The organism is Nocardia sp. CA-128927 (genome assembly GCF_050955855.1).
Taxonomy (GTDB): domain Bacteria; phylum Actinomycetota; class Actinomycetes; order Mycobacteriales; family Mycobacteriaceae; genus Nocardia.
Map to the genome: position 1 here is coordinate 2,550,141 of NZ_CP192087.1, position 22,235 is coordinate 2,572,375.

The following is a 22,235-nucleotide window of genomic DNA, read 5'->3' on the forward strand; positions in this document are numbered from 1 at the left end:
CCATAACGCGGCTGTTGGGATCAGGGGAGCCCGAGCAGGCGCAGCAGGGCGGTGGTTGCGGCGGCGGCGAGGATCACCACGAGGATGGGTTGTTTGCGCCAGGCCAAGACGGCGGCGATGAGAACGCCTGCGGGGAGGGCGAATCCGAATTCGCCGGAGGCGGTCGGCAGGGTGGTCACGGCCACCAATGCGGCGATCAGAACGACGGCCCCGACTTCCAGCAAGCGAATTGTGCGGGCGGGGAAGCGAATACGGTCACGTAGCGCTGGCCCGGACCAGCGAAATGCATAGGTGCCCAAGGCGAGGGCGATCATGCTGGCGACCAATATCATTCGGCACCTGATTCGACAGTGCTCAGCTCGCAACGCGTAACTGCCGCTGGTACAACAGGTTCCGAATCTGAATTGCGTCGATCCCGCCCAACTACCAGAAGTCCCGAAAGGGCTACCAGCACAGGCATTCCCGCGGGTAAGAACGGCGCACTGGCGACAGCGGCAACGGCACCGACCAAGGCCGCGCGCAGTGTCGCCATGTCCCGCAACGCCGGAACGATCAACGCAAGCAACACCGCCGGGAACACGGCATCCAAGCCGAACGCGGCGGTATCCGGCGCAAAGGTCCCGATCAGCACCCCGAGCACAGCACCTCCGGGCCAGGCGAGCAGCACCCCGAACCCGCAGGCCCAGTACGCAGCTCGTCTACGTTCGACAGTGGACTGAGCCAGCGACATCGCCACCGACTCGTCGTTCATCAGATGCACCCCGAGAAACCGCCGCCACCCGGTACCGACCACCTCCGGCACCGACAACCCGTAAGGCAGATGCCGAGCATTCACCACCAGACCGGCAAGCAGAGCCGCGATCGGACTACCACCCGCTGCGATGATCCCGATGAACAAGAACTCCGCACCCCCGGCGAGCACCACAACGCCGAGCACTATGGGCAGCCAAGCAGGCAGGCCGGTGGTGACCGCGGTCGCCCCGTAGGACACCCCGATCACAAACACCGCCAGGCACACCGCCACGATCCCCGAGAACGTATCCCGCCCGAGTGTTCGCCATATCGAACGCATGTAGCTTATAGTGAACACGATGACCTGATCCGTCAATATGGTTTTCTGTTGGGTGGTCAACCACACAATGGGAGGACAAGTGGCACAGCAGGACTCGACGACGGGCACACCCCAGGCGGTGATCGCCGCTGCCTTGCGCCGGGAACGCACCCGCGCCGGTCTCTCGCTCACCGAGGTCGCACACCGCGCGGGCATCGCGAAATCCACCCTCTCCCAACTGGAATCGGGCACCGGCAACCCGAGCCTGGAGACCCTCTGGGCACTGTGCGTCGCACTGGACATGCCCTTCTCCGGCCTGCTCGATCCACCACGCCCCGCCGTCCAGGTGATCCGCGCGGGGGAGGGGCCGGTCGTTGCCGCCGCGGAATCCGATTACCGCGCGACTCTGCTGGCGGCCAGCCCGCCGAACTCCCGCCGCGACCTGTTCCGCATCACCGCCGAACCGGGCCACGCACGCCGCTCGGAACCACACATCCCCGGCGTATTCGAGCACGTCCTACTCGCCAGCGGGCGCGCCAAGGTCGGTTTGATCGACGAACCCGTCGAACTGGGCCCGGGCGACTACATCTCCTACCCGGGCGATCTCCCACACGTCTTCGAGGCCCTGGAGCCCGCTACCTGGGCAACCCTGGTGATCGAATACACGTGAGTCAGGCGGCGCCTTCACCGAGGTACTGCAACCACACCGGATCCAGATCGGCCGACGTGGACAGCAGCCGCCAGTGCGGCCCCTTCGGCGAGACCAGCGGTGAGCGCAGGGTCCAGCCCAGCTCGCTCAACATCTTGTCCGCCTTGCGGTGATTACACGGCGCGCAGCTGGCGACGCAGTTCTCCCAGGAGTGCTCGCCGCCTCGGCTGCGCGGAATGACATGGTCGATGGTCTCCGCCTTGCCGCCGCAATAACCGCAGCGATAGCGGTCGCGGTGCATGAGGGCGGCGCGGGTCATCGGGACGCGGGCCCGATAGGGAACGTGCACGTAGGTGCGCAGGCGGATCACCGAGGGAATGGCGACGGCGGCTTCGGCGGAATGGACTACCGGGCCTTCGGCGTCGTGATGGACGGTGTCGGCTTTATCGCAGATGAGTAAGACGATCGCGCGGCGCGCGGACAGAGCGGTAAGCGGCTCGTAGGTGGCGTTGAGAAGCAGCACCCGGCGCTTCAACCAGCTCGGAGTCTCACTGTGCGGCGGTGCGGAGCGGTGCGCATGATCGGGATGACCGTGATGCGCGCCCGGATAATGATCGGACAGGATATGCAGCGGAGTAGCCCCCGAGCCACGATTGTGGACGTCGGCGGGCTGGAGTTGTCGGTGTGTCCGCGCCTCGTGTGATCTGGCGCTGTGCCGCTGCTTCATCTGGACCTCAATTTCATGATTGGCAGGATCATGCTGTTAGCTCGGCAGAGATTGCCACCCAGTTGACCATGGAACGACGGCTATTGCACGGTGATTTTCAACAATGTCCGGTTAACTGTGGCTGAAGAGCCGCCGGTCCGCGATTTGGTGCCCGGGAAAACCGTGATGTGGGCTGTCGATGCCGAGCGCGGGCACAATGGACGTCGGCGCATCCAGCGAATCGAGAGGGTTTATGACTTCGGGCGAGCAGACAGCAGCGGCTTCGGCAGAGCAGGCGACAGCGTCGTTCTACGAGGCGGTCGGCGGGGCGGAGACGTTCCGGCGGATCGTCGCGGCGTTCTACCGCGAGGTGGCGACCGACGAGGTGCTACGCCCGCTCTACCCCGAGGAGGATCTCGGCCCGGCCGAGCGCAGGCTGCGCATGTTCCTCGAGCAGTACTGGGGCGGCCCGCGCACCTACGGCGAGGAGCGCGGCCACCCGCGGCTGCGGATGCGGCACAACCCGTTCACCATCGGTCCGCTGGAGCGCGACGCGTGGTTGCGTTGCATGCGAATCGCCGTAGCGGAGATCGAGCCAGAGCTACTCGATGACGAACATCGCAAGGCCCTGCTGGACTACCTGGAGATGGCGGCGAATTCGCTGATGAACGCCCCCTGGTGAGGGCGTTTGGCTCGAGAACCGAGTCGTGCGGAGGGTTTTCGGCGCGTCCGATCGGACGCTGGTGATTTGCCCGAAGTTGAGATAGGTGCTCCGCCTAAGGGTTTTTGCCGCAAAACTTTGGCACTATTACGTTTGTGACTGATACACCCGCCGTACTGGTGCCGGTGGATCGCACCACGCAACCATGGTGGCGGTCGGCCGTGTTCTACCAGGTTTATCCCAGATCCTTCGCGGATTCCGACGGCGACGGAGTAGGTGACCTCGGCGGCGTCCGAGAGAAGCTCGGCTATCTCGAGCTGCTCGGCGTCGACGCCCTGTGGGTCTGTCCGGTGATGACGTCACCGATGGCCGACGGTGGCTACGACGTCGCCGATCCCCGCGATATCGACCCGCTCTTCGGCGGACTCGCCGCGATGGACGAACTGATCGCCGAGGCGCACTACCGGCACATCAAGATCACGATGGACCTGGTGCCGAACCACACCAGCAGCGAACATGCCTGGTTCCTCGCGGCCCTGGAAGCCGGTCCGGGCAGCCCGGAACGCGCCCGCTACCTCTTCCGCGACGGTCGCGGCCCCGGCGGCGACGCGCCACCGAACAACTGGCCGAGCATCTTCGGCGGTCCCGCCTGGACCAGGGTCACCGAACCCGACGGCACGCCGGGCCAGTGGTACCTGCATATCTTCGCCCCCGAACAGCCCGACCTGAACTGGGAAAACCCCGAGGTCGCCGCTGATTTCGAGAAGACGCTGCGGTTCTGGCTCGATCGCGGGGTGGACGGATTCCGCCTCGACGTGGCACACGGCATGGCGAAGCCCGAGGGGCTGCCGGACATGGCGGTGGTCAAGACCGCCCTGCTCGCCAATGACGACGACGACCTGCGCTTCAACAACCCCGCCGTGCACGAGATCCACCGCCGCATCCGCAAGGTGCTCGACGACTACCCGGACGCGGTGTCCATCGGCGAGGTGTGGGTCAACGACAACGTCCGGTTCGGCGAGTACCTGCGCCCCGACGAACTGCACCTGGCCTTCAACTTCCGGTTGGCCCAAACCGATTTCGACGCCGACGACGTGCGCGCGGCGATCGACAACTCCCTCGCCGCGGTCGCACCGGTCGCCGCCGCACCCACCTGGACCCTGTCCAACCACGACATCAAGCGCGAAGTCACCCGCTACGGCGGCGGCGCGGCGGGCGTGGACCGGGCCCGCGCCATGATGCTGCTCGAGCTGGCACTGCCCGGCTCGGTATTCATCTACAACGGCGCCGAATTGGGCCTGCCCAACGTGGACGACCTACCCGACGAGGTACTGCAGGACCCGGCCTGGGAACGCTCCGGACACACCGAACGCGGCCGCGACGGCTGCCGGGTGCCGATCCCGTGGGAGGGCACCGCGCCGCCGTTCGGATTCACCACCGGCAAACCCTGGCTGCCGATGCCCGCCGACTGGGCCGGCCGCACCGTCGAAGCGCAACTCGAGGAGCTCGGCTCCACCCTCTCGCTGTACCGGATGGCCATCGAATTGCGTGGCCTGCGACCGGAATTCAGCGGCGACCGGGTCGAGTGGTACGGCAGCCCGCCCGGCTGTCTCGCCTTCCGTCGCGAGGGCGGTCTGGTCTGTGTGCTGAACGCGTCGCAGGCGCCGACCCAGCTCCCGCCCGGCGATGTGCTGCTGGCCAGCGCCCCGCTGGAGGGCGGTCAGCTGCCGCCGAACGCCACCGCCTGGCTGGTCTGACGGCCCGCCGAACTCGACACGAAGCACATTCGGCATGACCAGAAGAGGAACTACTACACAGCATCGTCTACCGTTGGTCCGTGAGCATTCTCGAGACAGTGCTGGTCTTCCTCGGCATCCCGCTGGTGATTTACGGCGCGATCGCCGGATTGTCATATCTCGGTAAGCCATACGCAGGTGAGAAGCCTGTCCACTACGACCTCGGTCAGCAGTGGACGGCGGCGCCGGTGCTGTGGAGTGCGACCGACGAGGTGACCTCGACCGGTCATCACGATTCGGCCGAGTCGTCGCATGGTCATCATGCGGCGATCGAGGCCACCAAGGTGGAGCTGATCGGAGGCCGGGCAAGTGGCAAGTTCTAATTGGCCCGCGGTGGTCGAAGCCGACCTGCCGCACGGGTACGTGGTGACCACCAGCGGACGCGTCTCGGGCGTGCACGAGGCGGGCGACGTGTTCAAGGAGGCCCCGTTCAGCGATGACGAGCGCCTCGCCATGGACAACGTGCTCACCGAGGCCACCCGCGCGACCAAGGTGCGGTTCAACGTCTACATCGGCGATCTCGGCGCCGATCCGGCCGCCGGTGCGGACGCGATCTTCCCGTCGACGCCCGAGGCGACGCGTTCGGTGCTCATCGCCGTCTCGCCCAACGACAAGGCGATCGAGGTGCGCTCCGGCCGCGACGTCGCCGACCGCGCGAACGATCGGGTCTGCCAGCTCGGCGTCACCGCCGCGTCCAGCTCGTTCCGGCAGGGCCAGCTGATCGACGGACTGGTTTCCGCGGTCCGTGTGATGGCCGCCGCGATCGGCCGCTGACACCTTCCGCCCTTGCGGCGGAGTCACGAGCAATGCCACCGGCGCGCTCACCCCGAACGGGTGAGCGCGCCGGTGGCGTTTGCGGGGACCTACTCGGCCAGATACGGAAATTTTTCTGTTCGCTAGCACCACATTTGGGGGTTGCTGGCGATGGCGTGACTCGCGCACGGTGGTCGGGTGAAGATTCTTGTGACAGGAGCCACCGGGAACATCGGACGTATGGTCGTCGACCATTTGCTCGCAGGGGGAGCCGAGGATGTCAAAGCACTGACCAACAAGCCGGAGCGGGCCGCGCTGCCCGCAGGCGTCGAAATCGTCAAGGGTTACCTGGGCCGGGTCTCGTCGCTGCCCGCCGCGTTCGAGGGGGTGGACCGGATGTATCTCGCGCCGATGCTGGAGACCATCGACGAGGTCGTCTCGCTGGCCAAGCAGGCGGGCATCAAGCAGATCGTGGATCTGTCCGGCGAGGCGCACTGGACGCCGATCGCGGAGGCGGTGGAGAACTCCGGCCTCGACTGGACCCACCTGTTCACCGGTGACTTCCAGGAAAACGCGACGGTGTGGACCGAGCAGATCCGCGCGTCCGACGAGATCCGCGACCCGTACCCGGAGGTGCGGAGCACCCCGATCACCATGGACGACATCGCCCGCGTCGCGGCGAAAGTCCTACTCTCCGAAGGGCATAGCGGACAGACCTACCAAATCACCGGCCCGGAAGCACTCACTCGGGCCGACCGCATCCACCAAATCGGCACGGCCCTCGGCCGCACACTGACCGTCCGGCAGGTCTCCACCGACGAAGCCATCGAGATCTTCGCGCGAACCATGGACACCGCCGAGTGGTACGTGGAGGCCACCGGCTCGATGGTGGGCTGGGAGCCCGAACCGACCACCACCGTCGCCGACCTCACCGGCGCACCCGCCACCACCTTCGCCCAGTGGGCTGCGGCGAACACCGACCTGTTCCGCTGATTCCGGCACGCCGCAGACATGACCGAAGGCGACCTTCGCCCCGTCTCCGGGGATGAAGGTCGCCTTCGGCCGGGTCTACATCGTCGTTTACTGCCCGTCGTAAGCCCTTGCGCGCAGGGCACGTTCGACGCCCGCCTTACCCTCGACCACCAAGCGGCGCAAGGCCGGTGGGTGGTCGCCGGCGAGGAACTTGTCGGCGAGCGCGACGGCGTCGTCACTGATCGCCCATCCCGGGTAGAGGCCGACGACCACGGTCTGTGCGACCTCGCTGGAGCGCCGCTCCCACACGCCGGGGACCGCCGCGAAGTAGCGATCCACAAAGGGCGCCAGCAGCGCGCCCTGGCTTGCCGGGGCGAAGCCCGCGACGATCGCACGGGTGGTGATGTTGGAGATGGTGTCGTCCTCCACCACCTTGGCCCACGCCTGTTCCTTGACGTCCGCCTGCGGGCGGGCGGTCGCGGCGGTCGCGGCGTGCCGCCTGCCCGCCGCGGTCGGATCGTTGGCGAGTTCCTGGTCGATGAACGGGGTTTCGAGGCCGTCGGCGTCGATCTCGCCCGCCGCAGCCAGCGCGATCACGATGCGCCAGCGCAGGTCGGCGTCGATCGCGAGTCCGGTCAGGCCGACCTTGGCCGGGTCACCGTCGATCAGCTCGCGCAGCACCTCGGTGTGCCAGGCGGACAGTTTGGCGGTGGTGAGCGCGTCGACGAAGGCCAGCTGGTGGTCCGAGCCCGCCTCGGCCTCGCGGGCGAGCTCCAGCAGCCGGTCCGCGTACACGGTCCAGCCGGTGTTCGCCGCCCACTCCGGGTCGGCGTAGCTGCGCAGCGAGAGGTTCGCCTGCATCAGGAGTCGTTGCACCACACCGATTTCCGATTCCGCGCCGACACCCGCTTGGACCAGGGCCACGAAATCGCGGGCCCGGAACTCGGCCTGGCGGGTCATCTCCCAGGCCGCCGACCAGGCGAGGGTGCGCGGCAGCGGCTCGGCGATATCGGCGATCCGGTTGACCAGCACGTCCAGCGAGTCGGCGTCGAGGCGCACCGAGCAGTAGGTCAGGTCGTCATCGTTGATCAGCACGAACTTCCCGCGTGCGACGCCCACCAGTTCGGGCACCTCGGTGCGCTCGGCGGCCTGCACATCGAGCTCGATGCGCTTGGTACGCACCAGCTTTCCGTCCTGGTCGTCGTAGACGCCGATGGCGAGCCGATGTACGCGACGCTCACCGGCGCCCGGCTCGGCACCGCCCTGGAGCACGGCGAACGAGGTGAACTTGCCGTCGCCGTCGACCGCGAAGTCCGGCCGCAGGGTGTTCAGGCCGGTGGTCTTCAGCCACTGCGTGCCCCAGTCGGAAAGGTCACGGCCGGAAGACTTTTCGAGCGCGGCGAGCAGATCGTCGAAGGTGGCGTTGCCGTAGGCGTGATCGGCGAAGTAGGCCCGCAGACCGGCCAGGAACGGCTCCAGGCCCACGTAGGCGACGAGCTGCTTGAGCACGCTCGCACCCTTGGCGTAGGTGATGCCGTCGAAGTTCACCTCGACCGCGGCCAGATCAGGGATGTCCGCGGCGATCGGGTGGGTGGACGGCAGCTGGTCCTGCTGGTACGCCCAGGACTTCTCCGCATTCGCGAAAGTGGTCCAGGCACTGGTGTATTCGGTCGCCTCGGCCTGGCACAGCACCGAGGCGAAGGTGGCGAACGACTCGTTCAACCACAGGTCGTCCCACCACTTCATGGTGACCAGGTCGCCGAACCACATGTGCGCCATCTCGTGCAGCACGGTCTCGGCGCGACGCTCGTAGGACGCGCGGGTCACCTTGGACCGGAAGACGTAGTCCTCCAGGTAGGTCACCGCGCCCGCGTTCTCCATCGCGCCCGCGTTGAACTCCGGCACGAACAGCTGGTCGTACTTGCCGAACGCGTACGGCACGCCGAACTTGCTGTGGTAGAAGCCGAATCCCTGCTTGGTCTCGGTGAACAGCCGCTCGGCGTCCATGTGCTCGGCCAGCGAGGCGCGGCAGTAGATGCCGAGCGGGATGCTGCCGTGGTCGTCGGTGTAGACGTCGGTCCACTGCGCGTATGGGCCCGCGATGAGCGCGACCAGGTAGGTGCTCATCTTCGGCGTGGTGCGGAAGACGTGCTTACCCGGTTCCGCCGCAAGGGTTTCCACGACCGCGCTGTTGGAGATGACCTGCCAGTCCGGCGCCGCCGTGACGCTGATGTCGAAGGTGGCCTTCAGGTCCGGCTGATCGAAGCAGGCGAACATCCGCTTGGCATCGGCGGTTTCGAACTGCGAGTACAGGTAGACCGAGTCGTCGGTCGGGTCGACGAAGCGGTGCAGACCCTCACCGGTGTGTGAGTACACGCAGTCGACCTCGACGACCAGCTCGTTGGTCGCGGCCAGGTCGGGCAGCGCGATCCCGGTGGACTCGTCGTAGCCGGAGACGTCCAGCGCGGTGCCGTTGAGCACCGCCGAACGCACGCTGCCCGCCACCAGGTCGATGAAGGTGCTCGCGCCCGGTGTCGCCGTGAAGGTGACCGTGCTGCGGGAGAAGAAGGTCTGCTCGCCCGGTTTGCCCGCACCGTCGGTCAGGTCCAGGTCGATGCGGTAGTTATCGACCGTCACTGTCGATGCGCGTTCGATCGCCTGGTCGCGAGTCAGGTTGGGTGCGGACATAGGGCTCCTTCGGGTTCGAAGAACTAGCTCGGGCGTTCCCCACGATGCCACCTGGGTAAGGTTGCCCGCGCGGGAGTTTTTTGTTGAAGACTGCCCTAGAACCCTATCCAGGATCGGAGCTGCGGAGTGAAGCATGTGCACGCCGGCAAGGTGCGCGACCTCTACGAGGACGGCGATACCCTGCTGCTCGTCGCGTCCGATCGGGTTTCGGTCTACGACGTGGTGCTGCCGACGCCGATCCCGGACAAGGGCGCACTGCTGACCCAGCTGTCCAACTGGTGGTTCGACTACTTCACCGACGTGCCCAACCACGTGGTCTCCGCCACCGACGTGCCCGCCGAGTTCGCCGGTCGCGGCATCCGGGTCAAGCCGCTGAAGATGGTGCAGGTCGAATGCATCGCCCGCGGCTACCTGGTCGGGTCGGGGCTGAAGGAGTACCAGCGCGAAGGCTCGGTGTCCGGCGTCGTGCTGCCGCCCGGCCTGCGCGAGGGCGACAAGCTGCCCGAGCCGATCTTCACGCCGACCACCAAGGCCGCCGAGGGCCACGACGAGCCGATCACCTTCGCCGACGTGGTGAACCAGGAGGGCCGCGAGGTCGCCGAGCAGCTCCGCGACCTGACCCTGCACGTCTACGCCCGTGGTGCGGCGCACGCCGCCGAGCGCGGTGTGATCGTCGCCGACACCAAGGTCGAATTCGGCTGGGACGGCGACACTCTCACCCTCGGCGACGAGGTACTCACCTCCGACTCGTCCCGCTTCTGGCTCGCCGCCGAATGGGAACCGGGCCGCGCGCAACGCTCCTTCGACAAGCAGTTCGTCCGCGACTGGTCGACCTCCACCGGCTGGAACAAGGAGTACCCCGGCCCGGAGATTCCGGCCGACATCGTCGAGGCCACCCGCCAGAAGTACGTGGAGGCCTACGAACTCGTCACCGGCCGCGCCTGGACCGGCGTGCCGCAGTAGCCGTCAGGCCTCGTTGAGGTAGTCGTTCAGCCGGTCCAGATACGGTCGCTGGCCCGTGCCGAGCTTGTCGTGCGCGGTGGCCATGTCGAACCACTCGGCCCGGTCGATCTCCGGGAAGCTGGCCATTCGCCCGGAGCGCGGCGGCCACTCCATCTCGAACGTGCCGGGCACCACGTCGGCCGGATCCAGATCGCCCTCGACGGCCCAGACGGTCAGCGTCTTCTTGCCCTTGCCGCTGCTGTATCGCACGTCGCCGAGCGGAATCCACTCACCGTCGGGCACGAACAGTCCGAGCTCCTCGTGGAACTCCCGGCTGGCCGCCGCGCGCGCGTCCTCCAGCTCCGGCTCGTACTCGCCCTTCGGGATGGACCACGCGCCGTTGTCCTTACGGGCGAAGAACGGCCCACCCATATGCCCGATCAGCACCTCGACGCTCGCACCGCGCCGAAACACCAAAACCCCCGCACTCGTCTTATCCGTCACCCTCGCAGTCTGCCCCACGACGCAATCGGTGAGTGACACATGGCTGCGGCAACCGCCGTGTGCCACTCACCGATGACGCAACTGGGCGGCGCGGAGGGTGAGATAGTGGTTTTCCGGCGCGCTGGGGGTGCGGCCTGCGGCGGTGGTGTAGCAGGTGATGGCGGCGTCGAAATCGCCTGCCATTTCGTGTAAATGGCCGCGGACAGCGTCGAGGCGATGGTTGCCGGCCAGCTGATCGTCCAGCGTCGCGGCGAGTTCCAGCCCGGCCTCGGGTCCGTGCACCATCGCGATCGCGACGGCGCGGTTGAGGGTGACGAACGGGTTGTCCGAGAGCTTTCCGAGCAGGTCGTACAGGGCGAGGATCTTGGTCCATTCGGTTTCCTCGGTGCTGCCTGCCTGCGCGTGCAGCACGGCGATGGCCGCCTGGATCTGGTAGGGCCCGGTAAGTCCTTGTGCGAGAGTGCTCGTCGTCAGGGTGATGCCCTCGGTGATCTGCGCGCGGTCCCACAGTGCGCGGTTCTGCTCGGCGAGGGGGATCAGCTCACCCCGGTCGCCCGTGCGAGCTGCCCGCCGGGAATCGGTGAGCAGCATGAGGGCGAGCAGCCCGGTGACCTCGGTGTCGTCGGGCAGCATCCGATGCACCGCGCGGGCGAGCCGAATCGCCTCGCCGGATACGTCCGCGCGTTGCAACTCCGGGCCGGAGTTGCTCGTACTGCCCTCGTTGAAGATCAGATACAGCACGTGCAGCACGGTCCCGAGCCGGGCATGCCATTCGGTGTCACCGGGCCGCGCGAACGGCCGGTCGAGCGTCGCCAGCTTCTTCTTGGCTCGCGTGATCCGTTGCGCCATGGTCGCTTCCGGCAGCAGGAACGCGTGCGCGATCTCCGCCGTGGTCAGCCCGCCCACCGCCCGCAACGTCAGCGCGATCGCGCTGGCCGAGGACAGCGCGGGATGGCAGCAGAGGAAGAACATGGCGAGGGTGTCGTCGTAGTCGACCGGCAGCGCGTCGGGTACTTCGCGATCGAAGGCCGTTGTCTCCCTGCGTCGCCGGGCCACCTCGGCGCGCACCGCGTCGGCCATCCGGCGCTGCGCCACCTGGATCAGCCAGCCGCGCGGGTTGTCCGGCAGCCCGTCCACCGGCCACTGGGTCGCCGCGGCGAGCATGGCCTCCTGGAGTGCGTCCTCGGCGGTGTCGAAATCGCCGAACCGGCGGACCAACGCACCGAGGACCTGTGGCGCCAACTCGCGCAACAGGTCCTCGGCCCTCGCCGGGAGCGGTGTGTCGTCGGGCACCACTCGCCGGTTGGTCACTGGTCGCTGGCCGGGACGCTCATCACCGGCCGTACCTCGATGTATTCGCCGATCGGTTTACCACCCGGGCCCGGTGCCGCCGACGCGTGCGCGGCGATCTCGTAGGCCCGTTCCGAGCTTTCCACGTCGACGATCCAGTACCCGGCCAAGAACTCTTTCGTTTCCGGGAACGGTCCGTCGGTCACCACCGGCGCCGAGCGGCCGTCGGAGCTGACGATGCGGGCCTCGGTCGGACCGGTGAGCCCTTGCGCGTCTACCAGCTCACCCGACTTGGCCAATTGCTCGCCGAGGGCGCGCTGGAAGTCTATGTGCGCCTGGATCTCTTGCGGGGACCATTCGTTGATCGGTGTGTCGCAGAATGCGGGGGTGCGGTAGGTCTTGAGCAGCATGTATTTCATCGGGTCCTCGTTCCGGCTACCTGTGTGGCGCTCTCGCGGTGAGGTCGGAACCGAGCATGCCGTTTCGACACATCTCGCCGATCGTCGAAGTGACCTGCATCACAACGGTTTCGAGGTGTCGGCCAGTGCTTCCGGATCGACCGGTTCGCCCGCCAGGATCAGTTCCTTGATCCGGTCGGTCACGTCCCAGACGTTCACGTTCATGCCCGCGAGGATCCGGTTGTCCGAGTCGAGCCAGAACGCGACGAACTCGCGTTTCGCCACATCGCCGCGGGTCACCACCCGGTCGTAGTCGCCGGGTGCCGCGTAGCCGGTGTACTCCATGCCCAGGTCGTACTGGTCGGTGAAGAAGTAGGGCAGCCGGTCGTAACTGGCTTCCTTGCCGAGCATGGTCGCGGCCGCGACGGCGGGCTGGTTGAGCGCGTTTGCCCAGTGCTCCACCCGAATTCGGCGGCCCAGCAACGGATGCTGCTGTTCGGCGATGTCGCCGACGGCGACGATGTCCGGGTCGCTGGTGGCCAGGTGTTCGTCGACCAGCACGCCGCCGTCGACGTCGAGCCCGGCATCCTCGGCCAGTTCGATGTTCGGGCTGGCACCGACCGCGACCAGCACCGCCTGCGCCTCGATCACGCTGCCGTCCTCGAGCTTCACCCCGTTGGCCAGCCGGGTCCCGATCCCCTCGACCGTGGTGATCTCGCTGACCTTCGCGCCGAGACGCAGATCGACCCCGTTCGAGCGATGCAGCTCGGCGAACACCTCGCCCATCTCCGGCCCGAGCGAGCCGAGCAGCGGATGTTCGGCGGTCTCGACGATGGTCACCGCGAGGTCCGCGGCCCGGGCCGCCGCCGCGACCTCCATGCCGATCCAGCCTGCCCCGATGATCACCACGCTTTGTGCGGCGCTGGCGAAGAACTCGATCAGGGTGTCGGAGTCCTCGATGTTGCGCAGCGTGTACACGTTGGGTGCGTCGGCACCGGGGATCGGCAGGGTGCGCGGGGTCGATCCGGTGGCCAGCGCCAGCTTGTCGTAGGAGACCGTGGAGCCGTCCGGCAGCGAGATCGTCTTCTCGGCCCGATCGAGCCCCTCGACGGTCGTACCGACCCGGACCTCGACGCGGTGATCGCGGTACCACTGGCGCGGTTGGACGGTGAATTCGGCGAGTTGTTTCTTGCCCGCCAGATGGTCCTTGGACAACGGTGGTCGCTCGTAGGGGAGCCATTCCTCCGAGCCGATCAGCGTCACCGATCCGGGAAAGTCATTGGCGCGCAATGCTTCCGCAAGTTTGGCCGCCGCTAGCCCGCCGCCGACGATGACGAAACGCTGATCCGAACTCATGCCTGCGCCTCGCTGACGCTCAGCTCCGGCATGACTTCGACCGAAGCTGTGTTGTTTGTTCGTTCGCTGCGCTCTCTCACGGGGGACTCCTTGTCGAGAGATGAACCGGGACTCCTGCGGATAAACCCTACTGGGACCGGCCGCGGCATCTCCGGAAAACGCGAGCACCGGATGGGAACGAATCGAGCGCCGCCATGGTTGGTTCCGTATAGCGGCGGGGCTGAGCGCCGCCCGTCGAGCATGCGATTCGAGAGGACCCGTCGTGAGTGATCAGAGCTCCACGAAAGACGTTGCCGATTTCTGGTTCGATCCGCTGTGCCCTTGGTGCTGGATCACCTCCCGCTGGATTCTGGAGGTCGAGCAGGTACGCGACATCGAGGCGCGCTTCCACGTGATGAGCCTGTCGGTGCTGAACGAGGACAAAGAGGGCCTGCCCGATCAGTACAAGGAACTGCTGGCCACCGGCTGGGGTCCGGTCCGCGTCGCCATCGCCGCCGCGCAGGAGCACGGCGACAAGGTGCTGCTGCCGCTCTACACCGCGATGGGCACCCGCATCCACAACCGTCGCGCCGAGTACGAGCGGGAATCTCGCAAGGACAGCCTGACCGCGGTGATCGCCGATTCGCTCGCCGAGGTGGGCCTGCCCGCCGAGCTGGCGAAGGCGGCCGAGAGCACCGAGTACGACGAGGCGCTGCGCAAGAGCCACCACGAGGGCATGGACAAGGTCGGCCCCGATGTCGGCACGCCGACGATCCACATCAACGGCACCGCGTTCTTCGGTCCGGTGCTGTCCCGGATCCCGCGCGGTGAGCAGGCGGGCAAGCTGTGGGACGCTGCGGTGACGCTGGCGGACTACCCGCACTTCTTCGAGCTCAAGCGCACCCGCACCGAAGATCCCGAGTTCGACTGATCGACGCCGAGTGCCGCGGGGTTCGACACCCGCGGCACTCGGACTCGGCAAGCTAGGGAACAGGTTTCGGCGGCAGCGCCGGAGTCTGGTAGCTACTCGGGTAGCCGCCCGGCGGTGGTACCGCGCCGACGGGCGGGCTGGGCCGCAACCACAGCCTGCCGTGCCTGCTGCGGTCGCGCAGCGCCCACATCCGCCAGGTCAGCACCGGGTGCGAGGACATGGCGTTGACGATCCAGACGAAGAATCCCTTCTCCGCGGCCGCCCGGTCGGCCATCTCGTCGAAGCCGACCAGCGTGTTCATGTACTTGCCCGCCGCTAGGGTGCCCATCGCAGCGGGCGCGCCCGCGTGCCGATTGCAGAAGCCGTGGTTGTCGGCGGTGTACTCCTGCGCGCGGATCAGCGAGTTGCCGATCAGCGGCAGGAATGGGACGAGGAACATGCCGAGCTGGCGCCAGTACGAGACATGGCCGGCCGCGATGTGGCCCACCTCGTGGCCGATGATGAATGCCAGCGCGTCGGGTTCCCGTGCGGCGCCGCCGATCTCGAACAGGTCGCTGTAGACCGCGACGAAACGGCGGAATCCGTGACCGCTGGCGAACGCGTTGATCTGGCCGTTGCCGAGCACCACGTACGCGTCCGGCACCTTGGCCATGCCGAACCGCGCGGCCGCCTCGACGACCATTCGGTGCCCGTCCGGGAACTGGGTCGGCGACATCTTGACGCCGTTCACCCGCTGGGTCGAATACAGGATGCCGCGACCGAGCCAGATCAGCACCGGCGCGAACACGAGCAGCAGCACGTACTGGTCGAAGTTGCCCGTCGCCAGCAGCACCACCGCGATCGCGTAGGCGAGCACGGTCAGCAGGACGACCACGATGAGCATCGGGATCTCCCAGCTGTGCCTGGCCGGCATGCCGAACGGCGACAGTCCGCGCGGTTGCTGCTGCGGGGGCACGTTCGGCGGGACGGGAGCGCCCGGGTACGGACCGTATTGCGGGGGGACGTTCGACGGAACCGGAGCGCCCGGATAGGGGCTGTGTTGCGGGGGAACGGGGTAGGGCGGCGGCGAGCCGTGGGGCGCGTCCTGCGCCTGCGCCCACCCGGCCGAGGCATACGGGTCGACGTGCGGGCCCGTCTGATGGGGCTGGGGTTCGTGCGGCTGCATGAAATGAACTCTATTCAGTTGCTGGGAACGGAAGCGGCCCTCGGTGATGTCCACAGGAACGCTGTGGCTCAGGACACTCGCGAGGTATCTCTGATTCGCGGTAGCGGGCGCCGGTGTTAATCCGGGCCGCCGGGAGCGCTTGCGAGCGCGAATGCGCGAGGCCGCATGCCCCTTCGTAACCGGCCGGAAACCGGCCTGACAGAATGCCAGCCATGCGCGTATACCTCGGTGCCGACCATGCCGGTTTCGAACTCAAGAATCACGTCAAAGACCATCTGGAAAAGGCGGGCCACGAGGTGGTCGACTGCGGCGCACTCGAGTACGACGCGCTCGACGACTACCCGGCCTTCTGCATCGAGGCGGCCCGCCGCACCGTCGCCGACCCCGGCAGCCTCGGGCTGGTGTTCGGCGGTAGCGGCAACGGCGAGCAGATCGCCGCGAACAAGGTGCCCGGCGCCCGCTGCGCGCTGACCTGGAGCGTGGAGACCGCCCAGCTGGCCCGGCAGCACAACAACGCTCAGCTGGCCGGCATCGGCGGCCGCATGCACTCCACCGAGGAGGCGCTGGCCATCGTCGACGCGTTCGTCAGCACCGAGTGGTCGGGCGAGGACCGGCACCAGCGCCGCATCGACATCCTCGCGGAGTACGAGAAGTCCGGCGAGGCCCCGGCGGTTCCCGCGTACTGAACCGGCTGTGCCTGAAGGTCATACGCTGCACCGGCTCGCGAGGCTGCACCAGAAGCGCCTCGCGGGCGGTGTGGTGCGCGTGTCCAGCCCGCAGGGCAAGTTCGCGGCGGGCGCGGCCCGCGTCGACGGTCATCTGCTGACCCGCGCCGAGGCGTGGGGCAAACATCTACTGCACCACTACGACTCGGGTCTGATCGTGCACGTGCACCTCGGGTTGTACGGCAAGTTCACCGAATCCGAGCTGCCGATGGGGGAGCCGGTCGGGCAGGTGCGGATGCGGCTGTTCGGCGCGCCGGACGGGCAGCCCGGTTTCGGCACCGATCTGCGCGGGCCGACCGCGTGCGAAGTGCTGCTCGCCCCAGAGGTTTCCGCGCTCACCGATCGGCTCGGTCCCGATCCGCTACGCCGCGGCGCCGACCCTGACCGGGCCTGGCAGCGAATGCACCGCTCGCGCAGGCCGATCGGCGCGCTGCTGATGGACCAGCAGGTGCTCGCCGGGGTGGGCAACGTCTATCGGGCGGAACTGCTGTTCCGGCACCACGTTTCGCCGTACCGGCTAGGCACCGCGCTATCCGCCGACGAGTGGGCCGCGATGTGGGTCGATCTGGTCGCCCTGATGAAGGTGGGCGTCCGGGTCGGCAAGATGGTCGTGGTCCGCCCCGAAGACGACCACGGCGAGCCGTCCTACGCCCCCGACCGCCCACGCACCTACGTCTACCGCCGCCAGGGCGCACCCTGCCGCGTCTGCGGCACCCCGATCGCCCACGCGGTCATGGAGGCCCGAAACCTCTTCTGGTGCCCCACCTGTCAGCCGGTCTAGCCTCTCAGCCCGCGACGGCCTCGTCGATCGCGGGCTCGTCTGCCAGTGCGAACCGTCGTCCGCCCGCCGTCTTCGCCGAGTACATCGCGCGGTCCGCACGGCGCAGCAGATCGCTGAAGTCGCAGGAACTTCCGGGTGGGCTGAAGGCGGTGCCGACGCTTGCCGAGACCGGCACCGGTCCCGCCGTCGACCACACCGGGTCGCGCAGCGCGGACACGATCTTGCTGGCCAGGTCGCCGAGCGTGTTGTGCGGCGGGTTGACGGCGAGCACGAATTCGTCGCCACCGTACCGGCAGATCACCGTGTCCGGCGCGCATACCTCGCGCAGGCGGTTGGCCAACTCGACCAGTACTTCGTCGCCGATGGCGTGCCCGTAGCCGTCGTTGATCTGCTTGAACCGGTCCAGGTCGATCAGCAGCAGCCCGACGCCGCGGTTCGGGTCGGTCGACATCAGCCGGACGCGATCCTGCAGCAGGGTGCGGTTGGCCAGGTCGGTGAGTGCGTCGTGGGTCGCCTCGTGCCGGAGTCGATGTTGCAGTGCCGCGATCTCCTGCACGCGCAGCGACACCTTGGCCGAGAGGTTCTGTTCCTGCTGTGCCAGCGCACGCTCCTGCAGCGCCTGGGCGTAGCTGTCGATGGCCTGACTGGCGACGAACGGCCAGCGGGTGGCGACCAGCGAACCCGGCGCGCCGGACGGGAAGCCGAGCAGCCACCTGGAGGCCTGCGCGAGCATCCGAATCCGGTCGAACGGTGCCTCGGACAGCCTGGCTCCGAGCAGCCGCGCCTGCGGCACCGGGAACGGCTCCGACCTGGCGAGCGAGAGCAACTGCTCGACGATCTCGATGAGTACCGGTTCCAGCTGTTGGGGCGCCGCGCCGGAACCCGGCTCGGCGCACACCGCGCGGGCCCAGGCGCGGGCCATCGCGGCGACAGGGGGCTCGATATCTATCGACATCGAACTCACCCTGCGCAGGTGGCGTCGGTACCCAGAGGCCCTGTGCTGACACAGGTGCCGACGTCACCCCGATCGTTCGCACTGCTACGCGGTTGTGTCCACCTCGCTCGGCGCACGCTCACCGCCCCCTTTCCAGATACCCCCGTCCGGCAAAAAGGATCCTAGCAAGCCACCCGGCATCAAAAAACGCTGTTTTGCAACGTGTTCTCGATGCCTCGCGAATGGCGATCGGATATGTGATCGCTGCAATCGCTTCGGCGTTACACCTGGATTTCGTTCGCTGAGAAGTCGCGCCGAGACACGCTGGCGACACGCTGTAGCGGTGCGCCGAACGGGTCCCCCCGGCCACTCGCGACACCTCGGCGCGATGTGGCCGAGCGGTCGGCCCGCTGGGCCGCCTGCCTGGTCGCGGCGTCGAAGTAGCGGTGTGAGTAGCCGAAGGTCTGCGGGTCTTCTGCCCAGTAGGGGTGTGGAGCCGGTTTTTCCTGCCCACAGCACACCCGGCGGTCGGTGGCACAGCGCAAATTCCTGCTAGTGCGATATCGGCGAGTCGTGATGTCCCCAAGGGTGGCATCCTCTCCGCGACCGGTCGGGCGTGACTGGTGGCCACCCCGTGGGCCACGGCTCCCCCCGACAGGAGTCGTCACGCGTCCCATATGCTCCCCGCTTCCGGTCCGACACGCCCGAGTTTCAAGGAAGAGATCCCTCTTAATTTCATTAAGTTCTGAACCGCGCGCCCCGCCCTGACCGGGGCGACTGGCATGCGAGACTCACCATAGGGCGTTGCGCTGACAACCGAACACGCACCCGCGCTATCCCCGTGCGCGGGGGCTGATTGGCATTTGCGAAGCAGGGTTCGGTACAGTCGGGACGCACACGACATCGTGGCGATCCCATCGATGTCGTATGCCTGCGGGTGTAGTTCAATGGTAGAACCTCAGCCTTCCAAGCTGATGGTGCGGGTTCGATTCCCGTCACCCGCTCCACACGGAATTCAGCCTCGGCGGCGGCCGATAACCGCCGCGAGGGACAACGGGGTGTAGCGCAGCTTGGTAGCGCATCCGCTTTGGGAGCGGAGGGTCGCAGGTTCAAATCCTGTCACCCCGACAACGAATTAGAAGCGTTCCGGCGCTGGTCAGGATCCCGTTCTCGGGTTCCGTGGCCAGCGCCGTTTTCGTTTGGGGCCGGTTGTGATCGTCACCACATGCTCCGATGTCACGGTTGCCGTTCGGGCGGTGTCTTCGAGATATCGGAGGTGGTTGCGGTGGCGAACGTGGTGGTCGTCGGCATGGGGTACGCGGGGCTGATGGCGGCGAATCGGCTTGCGGCCGTTGGGCAGTCGGATGTGCGCGTGACGGTGGTCAATCCGCGGACGGAGTTCGTGGAACGTATCCGGTTGCACGAGCATGCGGCAGGGGGGGTCGAGCGCGGTGCAGCGGCGAAGAGGGCTGCTGCACCGCGACGTTCGCCTGCGGGTAGCGACGGTGGATGCGATCGGGGAGCGGTCAGTGCGGCTCGATGATGGTGCCGCACTCGATTTCGACTATCTGGTGTACGCGGTGGGCAGTTCGGCCGCCCGAGGCTTGCCTGGGTCCGAATACGCGTGCAGTATCGCCGACCTCGCTGGTGCAGACGCGTTGCGCGGGCGACTGCCGAGACTGTCAGCGGGGGCGCGGGTCGTAGTGATCGGTGGTGGTTTGACCGGGATCGAGACGTCCGCCGAAATCGCTTACCGGTACCCGTCTTTGGTGGTCGAGCTGGTTTCGGAGTCGGTCGCCGGATGGTTGCCCGAAGCGAGTCGAGCGAGCATCGAAGGCAAGCTCGTGAAGGCTGGCGTTCGGCTGCGGACCGGGCTGCGGGTCACCGGAGTCCGCCCTGACGGCGTCGTGACCGACGCGGGCACGCTGCCCAGCGATTGCACCGTGTGGGCGGGTTCGTTCGGGGTGCCGGACCTAGCACTGCGCAGCGGCCTGTCGGTGGCCGCTGACGGCCGACTGCGCACCGACGATACGTTGGTGTCTGTTGACCATGGCCGGATCGTCGGCGTCGGGGACGCCGTCGCACCGCCTCGACTGGTGGGGGATCACTTGCGGATGAGCTGCCAGGCCGCGATACCCATGGGCGCGCACGGCGCCGACACAGTGCTCGCATTGATCCGGGGCGAGCGCCCGGAACCGCTGTCGCTAGGCATGGCCGGACAGGCGATCAGCCTGGGACGGCGCGACGGGTTCATTCAAGCCGCGCACCGAGACGACACCGCTAGCGGATTCGTGCTGTCCGGACGGGTGGCCGCGGTGGTCAAGGAACAGGTGTGCCGCTTCACCCTCACCTCGATGCGGTTCCCGCGTGCCTATCGGTGGCTGCCGGGCCCGACTGTGCCCGCGCCGACCGCGGTCCGATGACCGAGCGATCCGAAGACACCGCCAGCGCGCCGGACGCGTTCGACCAGTTCCGCCCGCTGCTGTTCACCATCGCCTACGAGATCCTCGGCAGCGCCGCCGACGCCGAAGATGTGTTGCAGAACAGCTACCTTCGCTGGCGCGACATCGACCAAGATGAGGTGGAGCACCCACGCGCCTACCTCGTACAGATCGTTACGCGCCAGGCGCTCAACCAGTTACGGTCCGTGCGCCGCCGCCGCGAGGACTACGTGGGCAACTGGCTGCCCGAACCGATCCGCACCGAACACGACGCCAGCCACGACGTCCTGCTGGCCGAATCGGTGTCGATGGCCATGCTGCTCGTGCTGGAGACCCTCGGCCCGACCGAGCGGGCCGTGTTCCTGCTGTCCGAGGTGTTCGGCCACAGCCTCGTCGAGATCGCCGAGATGATCGGCAAGACCGATACCGCCGTGCGCCAGATCGCGCACCGGGCCCGTGAACACGTGCAGGCCCGCCGCAAACGCTTCCAGCCCGACGCCGAAACCAATCAGGCGGTGATCGGCCGGTTCCTGCTCGCCGCGCGCACCGGTGCGGTGCAAGATCTGATGGACGTGCTCGCACCCGACGTCGTGCAGATATCCGACGGCGGCGGCCGCGTCATCGTCGCCGGGCGGCCCGTCGTCGGTGCCGCGCGGGTCGCCAGATTCCTCATCGCGCTCGCTCAAAACAGCATGGCGGACATGACCGTTGAGTTCGGCAGCTTCAACGCGCTGCCCGCGCTCCTGCTCCGATCCCGTGCCGATCAGCATCTCGATACCGTCCTCATGATCGAAATCGACGGCGAGCTCATCACCGGGCTTTATGCGGTCCGCAATCCCGACAAGCTGCGCGCCGCCGACGTCCTGCGCCCGCTCGATCGGGACAACTGAGGCAAACACGTTCCGGTGCAACGCTTCAGCGCCGCCTCCCGACGTAGTGATGGAGACCACAGTCACGGTCGCGGATCGAGCGGTGTCTCCGAGGACGACCGGATCAGCACAATGTGAAGGAGCATCGTCATGAAGGCAATCATCGTGTGCACCTCGGTGTCCCATGGCAACACGAAACGAATCGCCGACCTCATGGGCCACGTCCTATCGGCCCGCGTCGTCACCCCCGACGAGGTCGATGCCGCCGAACTCGCCACCTACGATATCGTGGGATTCGGTTCGGGAATCTTCCTGGGCGCCTTCCACTCTCAGCTGCGCGAGTTCATCGAATCCCTCCCACAAGAACAACGACGCAAGGCATTCGTCTTCGCCACCAGTGGTTTTCCCGAAGCGCGTCTCCAGCCCTTCACCCGCCCCTTGGTAAAACTGCTCCAGCAGAAGGGTTTCGAGGTAGCAGGCACCTTCTCCTGCCGCGCCTTCGACACCTACGCGCCGTTCAAGCTCGTCGGCGGTATCAGAAAGAACCGCCCCAACGGCGCGGATCTCGCGGCAGCACGCGCGTTCGCCGAACGGCTACGAGCCCAGATCGGTGCCACGTCCTGAATGAGACTCAGCCTGAATCG

At 67.2% G+C, this 22,235-nt stretch carries 23 protein-coding genes and 2 tRNA genes; 15 read left to right on the forward strand and 10 right to left on the reverse strand.

The window, feature by feature from the left end; all coding sequences use genetic code 11:
- Nucleotides 1-20 precede the first annotated feature (20 nt).
- Both ACQPW1_RS12070 and ACQPW1_RS12075 read right to left on the reverse strand, forming a co-directional pair.
- A complete protein-coding gene (locus ACQPW1_RS12070) occupies nt 21-332 on the reverse strand; it encodes an AzlD domain-containing protein (protein WP_433662810.1) in 312 nt (103 codons plus the stop codon).
- Complete coding sequence (locus ACQPW1_RS12075; RefSeq protein ID WP_433665213.1) at nt 329-1,072, reverse strand: AzlC family ABC transporter permease; 744 nt, start codon at nt 1,070-1,072, stop codon at nt 329-331. Before ACQPW1_RS12075 ends, ACQPW1_RS12070 begins: the two co-directional genes overlap by 4 nt.
- Nucleotides 1,073-1,151: 79 nt before the next feature.
- Here ACQPW1_RS12075 and ACQPW1_RS12080 point away from each other — a divergent pair, with 79 nt between their 5' ends.
- Complete coding sequence (locus ACQPW1_RS12080; RefSeq protein ID WP_433662811.1) at nt 1,152-1,721, forward strand: helix-turn-helix domain-containing protein; 570 nt, start codon at nt 1,152-1,154, stop codon at nt 1,719-1,721.
- 1 nt (nt 1,722) lies between these two features.
- Here ACQPW1_RS12080 and ACQPW1_RS12085 read toward each other — a convergent pair whose 3' ends face one another.
- A complete protein-coding gene (locus ACQPW1_RS12085) occupies nt 1,723-2,427 on the reverse strand; it encodes an HNH endonuclease (RefSeq protein WP_433662812.1) in 705 nt (234 codons plus the stop codon).
- A 232-nt stretch (nt 2,428-2,659) separates the two neighbouring features.
- Between ACQPW1_RS12085 and ACQPW1_RS12090 the strand changes: the two genes are divergently transcribed.
- From ACQPW1_RS12090 to ACQPW1_RS12110, 5 genes are all read left to right on the forward strand, one after another.
- Nucleotides 2,660-3,088, forward strand: a complete 429-nt coding sequence (locus ACQPW1_RS12090) for a globin (protein WP_433662813.1) — start codon at nt 2,660-2,662, stop codon at nt 3,086-3,088.
- Between the two features lie 134 nt (nt 3,089-3,222).
- A complete protein-coding gene (locus tag ACQPW1_RS12095; protein WP_433662814.1) occupies nt 3,223-4,824 on the forward strand; it encodes a glycoside hydrolase family 13 protein in 1,602 nt (533 codons plus the stop codon).
- Nucleotides 4,825-4,904: 80 nt separating this feature from the next.
- On the forward strand, nt 4,905-5,186 hold the full coding sequence (ctaJ, locus tag ACQPW1_RS12100) for an aa3-type cytochrome oxidase subunit CtaJ (protein WP_433662815.1): 282 nt from the start codon (nt 4,905-4,907) through the stop codon (nt 5,184-5,186).
- The gene (locus ACQPW1_RS12105; protein WP_433662816.1) at nt 5,173-5,637 is read left to right on the forward strand and encodes a DUF5130 domain-containing protein; all 465 of its coding nucleotides are present in this window, start codon (nt 5,173-5,175) and stop codon (nt 5,635-5,637) included. Before ctaJ ends, ACQPW1_RS12105 begins: the two co-directional genes overlap by 14 nt.
- 189 nt (nt 5,638-5,826) lie before the next feature.
- Nucleotides 5,827-6,609 carry an NAD(P)H-binding protein gene (locus ACQPW1_RS12110; protein WP_433665214.1) on the forward strand — a complete coding sequence of 261 codons (783 nt, stop codon included), beginning with the start codon at nt 5,827-5,829 and terminating at the stop codon, nt 6,607-6,609.
- A gap of 87 nt (nt 6,610-6,696) precedes the next feature.
- Here the strand turns inward: ACQPW1_RS12110 and pepN are convergent, their stop codons facing one another.
- The gene (pepN, locus tag ACQPW1_RS12115; RefSeq protein ID WP_433662817.1) at nt 6,697-9,276 is read right to left on the reverse strand and encodes an aminopeptidase N; all 2,580 of its coding nucleotides are present in this window, start codon (nt 9,274-9,276) and stop codon (nt 6,697-6,699) included.
- A 126-nt stretch (nt 9,277-9,402) separates the two neighbouring features.
- Here pepN and ACQPW1_RS12120 point away from each other — a divergent pair, with 126 nt between their 5' ends.
- The gene (locus ACQPW1_RS12120; RefSeq protein WP_433662818.1) at nt 9,403-10,239 is read left to right on the forward strand and encodes a phosphoribosylaminoimidazolesuccinocarboxamide synthase; all 837 of its coding nucleotides are present in this window, start codon (nt 9,403-9,405) and stop codon (nt 10,237-10,239) included.
- Between the two features lie 3 nt (nt 10,240-10,242).
- On the opposite strand, the gene ACQPW1_RS12125 is transcribed toward ACQPW1_RS12120, so the two are convergent.
- The 4 genes from ACQPW1_RS12125 to ACQPW1_RS12140 all read right to left on the reverse strand — a co-directional run bounded on the left by ACQPW1_RS12125 (nt 10,243) and on the right by ACQPW1_RS12140 (nt 13,766).
- Entirely contained in the window at nt 10,243-10,722 is a 480-nt protein-coding gene (locus ACQPW1_RS12125; protein WP_433662819.1) for an NUDIX domain-containing protein, read from the reverse strand.
- Between the two features lie 66 nt (nt 10,723-10,788).
- Entirely contained in the window at nt 10,789-12,033 is a 1,245-nt protein-coding gene (locus ACQPW1_RS12130; protein WP_433662820.1) for an RNA polymerase sigma factor, read from the reverse strand.
- On the reverse strand, nt 12,030-12,431 hold the full coding sequence (locus tag ACQPW1_RS12135; RefSeq protein ID WP_433662821.1) for a YciI family protein: 402 nt from the start codon (nt 12,429-12,431) through the stop codon (nt 12,030-12,032). The genes ACQPW1_RS12130 and ACQPW1_RS12135 overlap by 4 nt, the downstream gene beginning before the upstream one ends.
- 99 nt (nt 12,432-12,530) lie before the next feature.
- Complete coding sequence (locus tag ACQPW1_RS12140) at nt 12,531-13,766, reverse strand: NAD(P)/FAD-dependent oxidoreductase (RefSeq protein WP_433662822.1); 1,236 nt, start codon at nt 13,764-13,766, stop codon at nt 12,531-12,533.
- A gap of 262 nt (nt 13,767-14,028) precedes the next feature.
- Here ACQPW1_RS12140 and ACQPW1_RS12145 point away from each other — a divergent pair, with 262 nt between their 5' ends.
- Nucleotides 14,029-14,676, forward strand: coding sequence for a mycothiol-dependent nitroreductase Rv2466c family protein (locus ACQPW1_RS12145; RefSeq protein ID WP_433662823.1), 648 nt, complete (start codon nt 14,029-14,031; stop codon nt 14,674-14,676).
- A 52-nt stretch (nt 14,677-14,728) separates the two neighbouring features.
- On the opposite strand, the gene ACQPW1_RS12150 is transcribed toward ACQPW1_RS12145, so the two are convergent.
- A complete protein-coding gene (locus ACQPW1_RS12150; RefSeq protein WP_433662824.1) occupies nt 14,729-15,841 on the reverse strand; it encodes a M48 family metallopeptidase in 1,113 nt (370 codons plus the stop codon).
- A gap of 212 nt (nt 15,842-16,053) precedes the next feature.
- Here ACQPW1_RS12150 and ACQPW1_RS12155 point away from each other — a divergent pair, with 212 nt between their 5' ends.
- Together ACQPW1_RS12155 and ACQPW1_RS12160 are read left to right on the forward strand one after the other, a co-directional pair.
- Nucleotides 16,054-16,527 carry a ribose-5-phosphate isomerase gene (locus ACQPW1_RS12155; RefSeq protein ID WP_397144916.1) on the forward strand — a complete coding sequence of 158 codons (474 nt, stop codon included), beginning with the start codon at nt 16,054-16,056 and terminating at the stop codon, nt 16,525-16,527.
- A gap of 7 nt (nt 16,528-16,534) precedes the next feature.
- Nucleotides 16,535-17,347, forward strand: coding sequence for an Fpg/Nei family DNA glycosylase (locus ACQPW1_RS12160; protein WP_433662825.1), 813 nt, complete (start codon nt 16,535-16,537; stop codon nt 17,345-17,347).
- Nucleotides 17,348-17,351: 4 nt separating this feature from the next.
- Here ACQPW1_RS12160 and ACQPW1_RS12165 read toward each other — a convergent pair whose 3' ends face one another.
- Complete coding sequence (locus ACQPW1_RS12165; RefSeq protein WP_433662826.1) at nt 17,352-18,302, reverse strand: diguanylate cyclase domain-containing protein; 951 nt, start codon at nt 18,300-18,302, stop codon at nt 17,352-17,354.
- A gap of 912 nt (nt 18,303-19,214) precedes the next feature.
- Here ACQPW1_RS12165 and ACQPW1_RS12170 point away from each other — a divergent pair.
- The 5 genes from ACQPW1_RS12170 (at nt 19,215) to ACQPW1_RS12190 (ending at nt 22,215) form a co-directional block, all read left to right on the forward strand.
- A tRNA-Gly gene (locus ACQPW1_RS12170) sits at nt 19,215-19,288 on the forward strand.
- 47 nt (nt 19,289-19,335) lie between these two features.
- A tRNA-Pro gene (locus ACQPW1_RS12175) sits at nt 19,336-19,409 on the forward strand.
- Between the two features lie 401 nt (nt 19,410-19,810).
- Nucleotides 19,811-20,704, forward strand: a complete 894-nt coding sequence (locus ACQPW1_RS12180) for an NAD(P)/FAD-dependent oxidoreductase (RefSeq protein ID WP_433662827.1) — start codon at nt 19,811-19,813, stop codon at nt 20,702-20,704.
- Nucleotides 20,701-21,612 carry an RNA polymerase sigma-70 factor gene (locus ACQPW1_RS12185; RefSeq protein ID WP_433662828.1) on the forward strand — a complete coding sequence of 304 codons (912 nt, stop codon included), beginning with the start codon at nt 20,701-20,703 and terminating at the stop codon, nt 21,610-21,612. Before ACQPW1_RS12180 ends, ACQPW1_RS12185 begins: the two co-directional genes overlap by 4 nt.
- 129 nt (nt 21,613-21,741) lie before the next feature.
- Nucleotides 21,742-22,215 carry a flavodoxin family protein gene (locus tag ACQPW1_RS12190; protein ID WP_433662829.1) on the forward strand — a complete coding sequence of 158 codons (474 nt, stop codon included), beginning with the start codon at nt 21,742-21,744 and terminating at the stop codon, nt 22,213-22,215.
- Nucleotides 22,216-22,235: the final 20 nt, after the last annotated feature.